Annotated in this window: 11 protein-coding genes and 1 riboswitch; of the genes, 7 read left to right on the forward strand and 4 right to left on the reverse strand. The window is 32.5% G+C overall.

Going from position 1 to position 11,946, the window contains the following annotated elements; genetic code table 11:
- Positions 1-49 precede the first annotated feature (49 nt).
- The 6 genes from ACFWM3_RS02430 (at position 50) to ACFWM3_RS02455 (ending at position 5,733) form a co-directional block, all read left to right on the forward strand.
- Entirely contained in the window at positions 50-1,051 is a 1,002-nt protein-coding gene (locus ACFWM3_RS02430; RefSeq protein ID WP_390310024.1) for a metallophosphoesterase, read from the forward strand.
- 96 nt (positions 1,052-1,147) lie between these two features.
- Positions 1,148-2,038 carry an LCP family glycopolymer transferase gene (locus ACFWM3_RS02435; protein ID WP_390310363.1) on the forward strand — a complete coding sequence of 297 codons (891 nt, stop codon included), beginning with the start codon at positions 1,148-1,150 and terminating at the stop codon, positions 2,036-2,038.
- A gap of 526 nt (positions 2,039-2,564) precedes the next feature.
- Positions 2,565-3,335 (forward strand): hypothetical protein, encoded by a 771-nt coding sequence (locus tag ACFWM3_RS02440; RefSeq protein WP_390310026.1) that lies wholly within the window; start codon positions 2,565-2,567, stop codon positions 3,333-3,335.
- Between the two features lie 54 nt (positions 3,336-3,389).
- Positions 3,390-3,956, forward strand: a complete 567-nt coding sequence (locus ACFWM3_RS02445) for a hypothetical protein (RefSeq protein ID WP_390310028.1) — start codon at positions 3,390-3,392, stop codon at positions 3,954-3,956.
- On the forward strand, positions 3,956-4,528 hold the full coding sequence (gene lepB, locus ACFWM3_RS02450) for a signal peptidase I (protein WP_390310030.1): 573 nt from the start codon (positions 3,956-3,958) through the stop codon (positions 4,526-4,528). The genes ACFWM3_RS02445 and lepB overlap by 1 nt, the downstream gene beginning before the upstream one ends.
- A gap of 26 nt (positions 4,529-4,554) precedes the next feature.
- The gene (locus tag ACFWM3_RS02455) at positions 4,555-5,733 is read left to right on the forward strand and encodes a hypothetical protein (protein ID WP_390310032.1); all 1,179 of its coding nucleotides are present in this window, start codon (positions 4,555-4,557) and stop codon (positions 5,731-5,733) included.
- A gap of 97 nt (positions 5,734-5,830) precedes the next feature.
- Here the strand turns inward: ACFWM3_RS02455 and ACFWM3_RS02460 are convergent, their stop codons facing one another.
- Complete coding sequence (locus tag ACFWM3_RS02460; RefSeq protein ID WP_025671315.1) at positions 5,831-6,151, reverse strand: helix-turn-helix domain-containing protein; 321 nt, start codon at positions 6,149-6,151, stop codon at positions 5,831-5,833.
- 235 nt (positions 6,152-6,386) lie between these two features.
- A riboswitch (cyclic di-GMP riboswitch) is annotated at positions 6,387-6,517 on the reverse strand.
- A gap of 455 nt (positions 6,518-6,972) precedes the next feature.
- Positions 6,973-7,494 (reverse strand): sigma-70 family RNA polymerase sigma factor, encoded by a 522-nt coding sequence (locus tag ACFWM3_RS02465; protein WP_390310034.1) that lies wholly within the window; start codon positions 7,492-7,494, stop codon positions 6,973-6,975.
- 304 nt (positions 7,495-7,798) lie between these two features.
- Between ACFWM3_RS02465 and ACFWM3_RS02470 the strand changes: the two genes are divergently transcribed.
- Complete coding sequence (locus ACFWM3_RS02470; RefSeq protein ID WP_390310036.1) at positions 7,799-8,332, forward strand: competence protein ComK; 534 nt, start codon at positions 7,799-7,801, stop codon at positions 8,330-8,332.
- Between the two features lie 119 nt (positions 8,333-8,451).
- Here ACFWM3_RS02470 and ACFWM3_RS02475 read toward each other — a convergent pair whose 3' ends face one another.
- Positions 8,452-9,360, reverse strand: coding sequence for an accessory Sec system S-layer assembly protein (locus ACFWM3_RS02475; RefSeq protein WP_056469476.1), 909 nt, complete (start codon positions 9,358-9,360; stop codon positions 8,452-8,454).
- Positions 9,344-11,728, reverse strand: coding sequence for an accessory Sec system translocase SecA2 (gene secA2, locus ACFWM3_RS02480; protein WP_390310038.1), 2,385 nt, complete (start codon positions 11,726-11,728; stop codon positions 9,344-9,346). The genes ACFWM3_RS02475 and secA2 overlap by 17 nt, the downstream gene beginning before the upstream one ends.
- Between the last annotated feature and the right edge of the window lie 218 nt (positions 11,729-11,946).

Raw genomic sequence — 11,946 nt, forward strand, 5'->3', positions numbered from 1 at the left:
AACGGGCTATCAATACTTAGTATAAAAAGTGGACAATGGAGCGGTTACTTTGAAAAATAAATTAGCAAAAGTAGTTGCAGGTTTAATCATATTATTTATCTGTGCTCTAGTAATTTATATAATTTGGGATAATAACAGAATTATAATAGCAAAACAAGATGTCATAGTAGACCACTTACCAAAAGAATTTGAAGGATATAAAATTCTTCAAATAACAGACTTACATAGTAAAGAGTTTGGTAAAAGTCAAAGTCCCTTGTTAAAATCCATTAATTCCACCGATTATGATGCCATTGTTTTTACTGGGGATATGATTCTTAAAAGCCAAAGTACTAATATTAAGCCTTTTTATCAATTATTAGAAGGAATACAAAACAAAGAGAATGCCATTTATATACCTGGAAATGAAGATCCAGATGCATATTATGTAAATTCAAAAGGCGTATTAGTAAAAAGTAAGTTCATAAAAGGAATTGAAAAACGTGGTGTCAAATTCTTGGAATCTGTTTATTCAGTCAAAAAGAGCAATTCCTCAATTAACTTCGTTGACTTTGAAACGTCGATCCTGAACGCTTCTCAAAGTGAAAAACAAACAAATGGAATCTTCTTACCTGAATATGTACAAACCAAGCAGTATATTGAGCACCGTAAATCATTAATTAGAGAGATGTCCGGTGTTAATCATTTAAAAAAGAATGATGTTCTAATTGCGCTTAATCACTATCCTATAGTTGACACGAGAATTGATAGTCTTTTAAATGATTCTAGTCTGAAGTTTAGAGACCGTAAATACGATTTGATTATTGCTGGACATTATCATGGAGGACAAATTCGTTTACCTTTTATAGGAGCACCATTTGTTCCAGAGGGATGGTATAAGTGGGGTGGTCTGTTTCCTCCACAAAACCGTGTTAAAGGACTTTGGGAGCACAAACATACTAAACAATATGTGAGTACAGGTCTTGGAAGCAGCAATTTTATTCGGTTCCTAAAGTTTCGTTTATTTAACCCACCTGAAATTAATGTTTTAACATTAAAACAAAAAAAATAAAATTAACAAGACGTTGAAACATATTTTCTTTAATTTAGTCTAACTACTCTTTAATTTTTACTAAAAGGAGCAATACCCGTGAGCTGGAAAAAAATAATGTTGCGCATTGGAATTGTTTTGACCGTACTGGTAGTAATAGCTGGGGCTACTGGATTTTATATTTATCATGAAGTAACAAAAACGACAAGCGTTATCTATCACCCAATTGAAAAGACGGAAAAAAGGGTCGAATCCGTCAGCGTTAAGGAAAAAAATCCATTCTCAGTTTTACTCCTTGGCGTAGACAAACGACCAGGTGACCAGGGGCGCTCTGATTCTCTAATGGTCATAACAGTTAATCCTACAAAACATACGACGAAAATTATTAGTATTCCACGCGATACTCGTACCGAAATAGTAGGGAAAAATCGTACTGATAAGATTAATCATGCATTTGCATTTGGTGGTATACAGATGAGTGTAAACACTGTGGAGAAATTTTTAAACATACCTATTGATTACTATTTAGAGGTCAATATGGAGGGATTTAAGGGCGTTGTAGATGCAATTGGTGGAGTAGAGGTTATGAATACTCTAGATTTCACAAATGACGGTTTTCACTTTAAAAAGGGATTATTGTCTTTAAATGGAGAAAAGGCGTTAAGTTTCTCGCGAATGCGTTACGAGGATCCACAAGGTGATTTTGGACGAGAAGCTAGACAACGTCAAATTATTCAGGAAGTAATTAATAAAGGAACAAAAATTAAAAGTTTAGTGGGTTATAAGGATATATTAAATTCAATTAGTAAAAACCTAGAAACTAATTTAACCTTAGATGAAATGTTCGATATTCAGAAAAGTTATCGCGGTGCCACTGACAGTATTGAACAACAGCAACTAGAAGGAAGTGGGAAAATGATTAAGGGAATCTACTATTATTTAATACCGGAAGAAAATCGTTTAGCACTTTCCAATGAACTACGCGATCAGTTGGGATTAACACAATAGTCTGAATTTTTATGGAGAGAAAAAACCCCGATCCGTAATATAGTTTAACTATATTACGGATCGGGGTTTTTTGCTTTGATCTTTAATCTGAACGGAAAGACTATTCCTCTGATATCTATCCTCTGTAGTTTCTACAAATTTCTACATATTGATGTTCGATCGTAAACCTGCAGACTACTAAAGACCTAGTACTTAATCCTGTTTTTTCCTTTGAAATATGAAAAAAAATAGAGAATGAACAGCATTTACGTTTAATTATTTTTGTATTTTATGTGTAAAAAGGACTAATTAATAGAGTGATAGTTAGTAAGTTCTGTTTTGACAACAGAAAATAACAAATAAATATAATTATCGTCAAAAAGTGATCTAAAAAAACAATATTCTCGTCGTTTTTTGTCAAAATAGCACTTTTCATAAAGGTTCAACTCAATTGTTAGATTATTTAGTCTTTTGTATAGTTAAATTGTATACGTTCTCACTGGAGAACAGAATACAAAATATATACAATTTAGGGAGAGAGAAAGAAATGAAAAAGGTTAAGAGTAAAGTTGTAATAGGTATTGTATCTGCTGGTTTAGTTATTTCTGGAGGGATTGCATTCGCAAGTACTAATGCAGGGGAGTTATTAACAAACTGGGCTAATTCGAAAACTTCTGATGCAAAAACTGAGCTTTCTTCATCATACCAACCAAAATATGATTCTTCAGTTGCAGATATGAAAACTAACGTAAATAACTACAAAGTTGATGCTGCAAACACAATCGAATCAGTTGGAGACGCTCAAACAAAGTTGGCAAATCAACAAATTAGTGCGGCTTTAAATGAGCATATTGCGGCAATTTCTGAAGCTATGGCAGCTTTAAATATGAGTATTCCTACCGATTTTGCTAACTATGTTTCAACAACAAACGGCAAAACAACTTCTGATTTAAATGCATTATCAGATACGCTAAATAGTAGCTTTAACACTCAGCTTTCAGCAGTTGCTAAAAGTGCAGATACAAAACTTCAAACTAATTTAAATTCTTCTCGTACAATAGCTGTGAACACTTTAACGCAAAAAATTAATGATGCTAAAACTGAAATCTCTACTTTAATAAATGGACAAGCGTCTGATTCAGAAAAAGCTGTTTTAGATCACTTATCATCTGAGATTGCTCGCATTGAGGCTTCACTAAAAAATGAGATTGATACACAAAAAGCTGATTCTATCAAAACTTTAGAAGATACGCAAAAACAAACTGTTAGCGATGCAACTAAACAGCTACAAGATTTAGTAGATGCAATTAATAAGTAAGAAGTAAATTCTCTAAAGGTTTGTTTTTTCATTGTAGTCATTGGGAGGTAAATTATGCAGAATAATACAGAAAAAACAGAAAAACAAACATGGATCTCCAAAAAAATAAATAAGCTTTTAATTGGATCTGTTACGTTAAGTGGTGGATTACTTATCGCAACAACATTTTCATTTGCCGATACGAATTTACCAGCAGCAATGACTGCGTGGACAAAAAAACAAACTCAGGAAGCAAGTGATTATATTATTGGTATGACAGAAGCAGAAACAATTAAGCAAAAAGCACGCTTAGTTAAAGAGGTGCAAGAAAAGTCTAATGAATCTGCCGAAGAAATTCAAAAATATGCAACGCAAAAAAGCTTAGAATCGAAAGAAGAGCTACAAAAGTATGGAGATCAATTAATCAAGCAAATAGATAGTAAGAACGAAAAAGATGTACAAGAAGCAAAAGCAAAAATTGATAAAATTATACAAAACGCTCAGAAACGAGCTGAAGAAGAAATGGATCAGCAGGTTCCTATGGTGAACTCAAATAATGAAAATGAAACATCTAACTCAAAAAAAGATGATTCACAAAATAGAAACAGCCAAGAACAGTCAAGCGAGGTAGGTCAACAGTAATGGGTGCTACTAAAATTGAAGAACAAAATACATTAGAAGAAAAGAGTACAAAAACTTTTAGTCAATCATTAACTGAATGGCTAAAATTCTTCCTGATTTTAAGTGTTCTTTTAGTAATCTTGCTAAATACAGTTGGGCTAACAAAGGTAAGCGGATTTTCAATGTACCCTACTTTAAATGATGGGGATTTAGTCTTTGTGAATAAATTAGCTCGTTTTACACATGATCCGGAGTTGGGTGATGTCGCGATTATGAGATTAGAATCTGAAGGATTTGATGTTGTAAAACGAATAATTGGCGTTCCTGGGGACACAGTTTTTATTAAAAAGGGAATTATTTATGTAAATAACGAACCAGTCCCTGAAATCTCTACAAATGGGACTTCGGAAGATATGGAAAAAATAACGGTACCTAAAAACGACTTATTTGTTATGGGCGATAATCGAGAGCCGGGAATTAGCTACGATAGTAGAAGTAAAGATTTTGGGTTTATACCAATTAAAGATATTAAGGGTTACGTACTTATTTCAATTTTACCAATTCATAAAATTGCAAAACCACTAAAAGTGTAATCTGTCTAATGGAGGCACGAAGGAAAATGGAGAAGAAATCAATTAAAAAGAAAGTTGCAGTCGGCATATTGGCTGCAGGAATTTTAACAACAGGTACTGCATTCGCATCTACAAATGCTGGAGCATTATTTATAAATTTTGCCTCTCGACTTTTAAATGATGCGCAATCAACTGTAAGTAGTACACTGGGTACAAAAACTTCAGATGCAATTGGTGCGATGAAGGATCAATTAAATTCTTTGTTATCTAACTCAGAAGATGGGGTAAATAATAAACAAGGTGAATTATCTCAAGCTGGAGCTAATACAATTAATGGTCAGTCAAGCGAACACGTTGAAGCGATTAACAATGCTTTAACTGGCATTAAACAAAATACGCCAAACGAATTTACCCAATTAGTAAACCAACTAAATGGGCAAACGACTAGTGGTGTTGAAGCTGAAGTAAAGGGATTAAAACCAGATTTCAGTTCACAAGTTGCAAATGGCGAACTATCAATTTCTGCTGAGCAAGCAAAAGCGCTTGATGCTTTAGAGGATGAATTAGATAAAGCCAAAGCAAGTTTAGCAGAGTTAATTAAAGTACAAAAAAACACTAGTGATGCAAAACTAAAAGATTATTTATCAGGTGAAATTGCTAGAATAACAGATGTTATCAATACTGCAACAAATGACTTAGAATTTAAGAAATCAAAAGCGTTAGCTACTAAAGCTACAACTATTAAAAATGATACACTTAATGATTTAGATTCTTTAGCTAGTGGATTATATGAGCCGCAAAAGAGTTATCTAGCAGACTTTGAAAGTGCTAGTTCACCATTTTCAATTGCTGGTGATTGGCAAAGAATTAATTCAAAAGTAGATGGGAAAACTGACTATTATTTAATTAGCAATAACATTTCTAATAATAGTTCTTCTACTGCTGAAGTGACAATCAATGTACCAAATAACGGATACAACGCATTCTTATCTTTTGATTATTTAGTTCTATCACAACTAGATAAGGATATCTTAACGATTTCATTAGATGGCAATGTTCTTGTCAATGCGTCAGGAACAGATAACCACTGGTCTAATGTAAATCTTGGAATCAAACCAGGTAATCATGTGTTAAAGCTTACATATGCTAAAGATAAATCTGGAAGCGCAGGCAAGGATGCTGGATATATCGATAACATTTCTTTAAAGTATGATTTACGTAAATAAATGATAAGAAGGGCACTCTTTCGTTTGAAGAGTGCCCTTCTTATTTTTGTTAGAAAAAAATCTTCAAATTAAAATGGAAACATTTTAATTTGAAGGTTTATTTGCCTTGCTTATACTTGTTAAACTCAATAAATTTTAATAATTCATCTTTTGGTATACCTGAATTAATTGCTTCTTGAAGGATATCCATCCATTCAGAATCAATAATTTTTGTTGGATCAATATCATCTTTCAGGAGGCTTTCTGCCGTTGTATTGAAGACGCCAGCAATTTTTTCAAGTACTTGAATTGAAGGATTGCTTTGTAGATTTCGTTCAATCGAACTTATGTAGGATTTTGCGATACCAGCACGTTCTGCAAGCTCTGTAAGTGACATTCCATGTTGTAAACGTAGTTTTTTAATTCGTTCTCCAATCATATAAGCTACTCCATATCTTTTTGACTATTACAAAAAGTATATCATAGTAGTGAGTAGTTCTCCTAGTTTTGACACGAATCTTTAACGCAATTGTAAAGAAATGATCGCACTTCATCAGGACTTATGCCTACTTCAATGCATTCTAGTAGTAAGTCGATCCAGTTTAATTCGGCAGAATGTTTTTCCAATTCACTGTACATGGATAATGGCCTCCTAAAATTAAGGTATAAAATACCTAGGTAACCCTGCTATCTTAGTTCGTTTAATAGTTAAAAAATACAGTGAATTAGTGCTTTTTTCCTATGTTCACAACTAAGATCAGTGGCTTTGCGTCCCAATCTCTCAATTGGTTTGCCTTTTTCTAGTGGGAGTTCTAGTTTATTAATTACAATTTTTAAAAAGTTTATAAAACAATTATATAATGAATCCAATACGTAGTTTGTAGGAATTTGTAGTTTCAAAAAAAACAATAATATTACTAATATTTCAATTATATTAAACGCATTAGATAAATCAAGGTGTTTTTTTATATTTGCAACAATTGGAAAAATTTTGAGAAAATAGATTTCGACATTAGATTAAAAAATGTCGAAACACTAATAATCAGTTGGGGAAATTTAGTAATTTTAGGATAATTTTCTTACCTTAGGTCAAATCAGAAAAAAATGATAATAAGAATTGAATTTCTAGTCACAGTGACATAGTCTATCTGGAAACATAAGTAGGAAGAAAGTAATGGGATAATTGGAAGATAATGAAACTACATTAGTTAAGTAAAAAAATAAAGTAATCATTAATTAGATTACTTTATTCTTTTAGTTTTATTTTGATTCTCTTAGTCTTTTTAATGCATAACGATAACTAGATCGAACTCTTGATTCATTCATATTTAGGTTATATGCGATTTGTGGAAACTCATGATCATAATAGAAACGTCTAATTAGAATTTGCTTCTGTAGGGGAGAAATACCATCTAGAAAACTTATAAAATGATCTAGTGAAAATGTCTCGTCGAAATATATTATATCCCCGTGGTTTTGTTCTGCGACTACATTTCGCTCATCATATTTAATTGCTTTTGATAGCTCATTTAGTAAATAGCCCCTTACTGTAACAAATGCATAATTTGAAAAGCTCCCTTTATCACTTTGATAGTGTTGGTAAGCCTTCCATAATGCTATTTGACCAATTTGATAATATTCATCGAAGTTTTTGTATATATGTAGCTTCTTCATAGTTGCTTTTATCATTCGGGAATACTGGTTTAAGCATTCCTCGAATGTATTTGGCCTCAATTTTCCTGAAAAAACTTCATAATTTATATGTTCTTTACTACTTTTCATGCTTACTGCCTTCCTAAAAGGCATGCCCTTATGTTTATTCCGCGGTGAAGTAACTATATAAAAAAATTAGAAATATATCATATTTGGAAACATCAATTAAGAATAAGAAAATAGAGTGAAAGTTGAGTATTGAATTTAAAACTTTAAATTTGCCAGAAATAATCAAATGAAATTTTATATATTACTATTTTTAAAAGAAGTAAAGTTTACTAAAACACTGGCTAGACGGTCATAGAAGTTTCAAAAATACGGAAAGATAATTTTGATATAATCGATATGTATAAAATCCTCAAAGGAGGCATATATGTCGAAATTAGATTATGTTGTAACGTATGAAACAATGCTGATTGAAGCTGCAGATCATCCAGAGTATCTAACCAAAATAACAGATAAAAACAAAGGGGTAATCTATTCAAAACGGCCAATGAAAGCAATCTTAAAAGAATCCGCCCTCTACCATAATCAATCTATTAAAGGTCATCTCGAAGTCGTAAAAAGTAAATATCCAACTATGAAAAAGATTCCTCTTATGATTAATCCCACATTATCAATTATTATGATTCCTACATCTTCGCAAAATAACATATCTTGTAAATGGCTAAATTTTATCCAAATAAATAAATATATAAAAGAGAAAAGAAAAACAAAAATACAGTTTAGGAATGGAGAAGAGAGGACATTACCAATTTCTTATTACATCTTTGATAAACAAATTAGTAAAGCTACAAAGATTATTAGTATGTATTTAAGTCAGAAAGTAGAATATAAGCTAAAATCAGATGAAGAAAAGTTAATGATGATTAAGGAGTTAATAGAAGGATATTCTTCTGATGGGTAGATAGAGGCAAGTTTCTTTGGAGAGAGTAGGGGCAGGAAATACAAAAAAGCAGGCCTTAAGATCTTATTTGATCAAAAATCCTGCTTTTAAACTTTTTGAATCTATATTTTAATTATGCCTTAAATAACTTCTTGATCAGGTATTCTGATTGTCCATTGTGAGAACGCATTTATTTCTACTAGTTCTTTAGGGAAGATAAATGTCCATGGTTTACTCGTATTTGCCAGGATTGTTAATGGAGGTAGTGTGAATAATCCTTTCGCAATTATTTCGCCATTCTCATTTAACATTTCTAGTGGTAGTAATTCTAGATTAACAGCTTGTGTTGATCCATTTCGAACTAAAATATTAACGCCTAAGTTTCCTTCTTCATTATAGCTTGCTCGTAAAGCATGTAAACTCACTTCATTTATGCGTAATTTAGGTAAGGAATTTACAAGATTGCTTAATTCTGTAATTTGTTCTTCAGAAAGTCGTCCTTCCCATGATGGATCTATATCTAATCTGTGGATAGTTTTCGATAAATCAAATGCTAACTCAAATCCTGTTTCAGGTAAATCCTCTTTTAGTAAATACTCTCGTTCAAATACAAAGCGCCATGGGCGGCTACTGCAAGGAGGCATTTCGCCAAGCTCTTCCAATCTAAATCCTTTTTTAGCTAATAGTTCTCCTTCTTCACTAATCAATAAAAGAATAGCATCTTCTAAACGAACTAATTTTTCTAAACTATTACGAACGAATGCTGTAACAGTTGCACTTCCGTCATCATTAGTTTCAAGTTCGATTGCAGATAATGACAATTGATTTGGTTTTAAAGGAGAAAGCTCATTATTTAAAAATTGATATACATAACGCTTTTCATCTTCAATATGCATTAATGGATGGAATGAAACTTTAGGAAAAATTTCAACCACTTCGTTTTCTTCAACTTGAACTGCTTGATCAGTAGATGTTTGTTGCAATAAATCACTCGATGAAACTGTTGAATCTTTACCCTTTTGTAATAAACGCTTAATCGATGATAACATTTTGTTTTACTACCCCCTGTGGACAAGATAATTCTTGGAATGTTGAAGCAAGATTTGTTGATATTTCTTGTTGTATTGAGTTATAAGTATGTTCAAACAGAGTAAATCCTTCAAATTCATATAGTCGAATTGGATCTTCTTGTTGATACTGTCTTAAGTGTATCCCTTCAATCAATTGTTGTAAATGCTCTAAATGTTCAGTCCAATGTAAATCTATTGTACTTAATGCCGTGCTTTTTAAAATACTAATAAGTTTTACTTTTTTCTCTTCCTCTATCCCACTTAATACATCTTTATATACTGAAAAAGCTTCTTTTACGTTATGCCAAATCTCTTGTTCAGTATTAAAATGTTCAATATCTATTCGAAGTGGTGGTATAAGTTGTTCAAGTGCTGTTTTTCCTTCAAATAGATCCCAATCTTCAGGTGAACTATCTTTAGGATAGAATTGCAATAATAAGTGGTCAACAGTTTCTTCAACTTGACCAATAAGCCAGTCTATCCCAATTTCATTTTGCAAAAAATTATTTCTTAATTGATACATAATACGGCGATGTTCATTCGCAACACCATCTAATTTAAGCTGCCAATCACGAATTGAGGACTGTTTTTCTTCGCAAAACTTTTGTGTAGATGAAACAAAGTCATGTATGGTGGAATTTAGTACCTTACCAAATTGATCGGCTTGTAGATTCTTATATAATTTCTCTAACTTTTCTGGATTATATTTTACAAATAATTCATCTTCTAATGAAAGATAGAATTGAGATGAACCAGTATCTCCTTGTCGCCCTGCACGCCCTTTTAATTGTAAATCAATACGTTCACTTTCATGACGTTCGGTTCCAATTACATGAAGACCACCTAAATCTGATACCCCTTCACCTAATAAGATATCAGTCCCCCTACCTGCCATGTTGGTTGAAATGGTAATCATGCCCTTCCGACCAGCTAGAGCAATCATCTTTGCTTCTTCTTCAACATTTTTTGCATTAAGGAGCTGAAACTTTATCGATTCTTTTTCTAATAATTCCGCTAAAATTTCAGATTGACGAATGGAGGTTGTCCCAATTAGAATTGGTTGTCCCTTGCTATGTCGTAATTTTACATCAGCCAGAACTGCTCTGAGTTTTTCTTCTTTTTTTTCAAACACAATATCCTCGTGGTCAATACGGATTACCGGTTTATTTGTAGGAATTCGAATAACTTCCATGTTATAAACATGTAGGAGTTCTTTTTCTTCCGTCTTTGCAGTTCCAGTCATGCCAGAAAGAATTGGGTACATACGGAAATAATTTTGTATTGTTACAGACGCAACGGTATGGTTTTCTTCAGTTGTTATTAATCCTTCTTTTGCCTCGATTGCTTGATGGAGACCGTTACTTAACGATCGTCCCTCCATAATTCGGCCAGTAAATAAGTCAATTAGTTGAATCTCGCCTTCTTGAACAATATAATCAACATCGCGTTGAAATGTTAAATCAGCTTGCAATGCATTATGAACATAGTGGAAAAGCGTTGTATGTTCTAGGTCATATAAATTATCAATCATAAATGCCTTTTCAATCCTTGAAATACCTTCTTCAGTTAAAGTAATTGCTTTAGTTTCTTCATCTAAAGAATAATCGCGATCTTTTAGAAACGTACGAATAAAGCGCGCACATAGCGAGTATAAGTGTTTATTTGTTGGTTTTTTTCCAGCAATAATTAGTGGTGTTTTTGCTTCATCTATTAATATTGAGTCAACTTCATCAATAATTGCATAATGATATGGGCGTTGAACTTGTTCAACTAAAGAAGTGACCATATTATCGCGTAAATAATCAAAACCAAACTCTGTTCCGATTCCATAAGTAATATCTGCATTGTATGCAGATTTTTTAGCCTCAAAAGTTAAGTTGGGAATGTTCAAACCTACTGTAAGACCTAAAAATTCGTGAATTTGCCCAATTTGGTCCGCATCTCGTCCGGCTAAATATTCGTTTGTAGTAATAATATGAACACCTTTTCCTTCAAGCGCACGAGTATAGGCAGGTAATGAGGAAACCAATGTTTTTCCTTCCCCAGTTGGCATTTCAGCAATATTTCCATCAAGTAATGCAAGTCCGCCGACCAATTGGACATCATAGGGGCGCATCCCTAAAACGCGTTTGGATGCTTCGCGCACTAGAGCAAAAGCATCTATTGTAATTTCATAAATAACAGCTTCGTTATTAGAAATTTTTTGCTTTAATTGATAAGTAAATTTACGTAATGCTTCATCGGTTAGACTTTCAAAGAACGGCTCCTTTGAATTTATCTCTTGAACAACTTTTTCATACTCTTTTAATTTCCGATTGCCAATAATTTTTTGCAAAGTCTGGATCAAGGATGTTCCCTCCTGAGCTGGTAATCTATCAATTCTCTTCTTTAAATGTAACATAAGTTTTAGGGGACTCAAGGTGTAAATAGTGGGAATTTATTGAAAAGAATGAAAATTATACTGTTAATACTAGAGTAAGAATTATTAGCATTCAATATGTAGTGAGCGATCTTTAAGTAAAAATAACTAGATAATTTCAAAATGTGACAAATTGCTTACTTCCT

Source organism: Gottfriedia sp. NPDC058432, assembly GCF_042721555.1.
Classification (GTDB): Bacteria; Bacillota; Bacilli; order Bacillales; family Bacillaceae_G; genus Gottfriedia.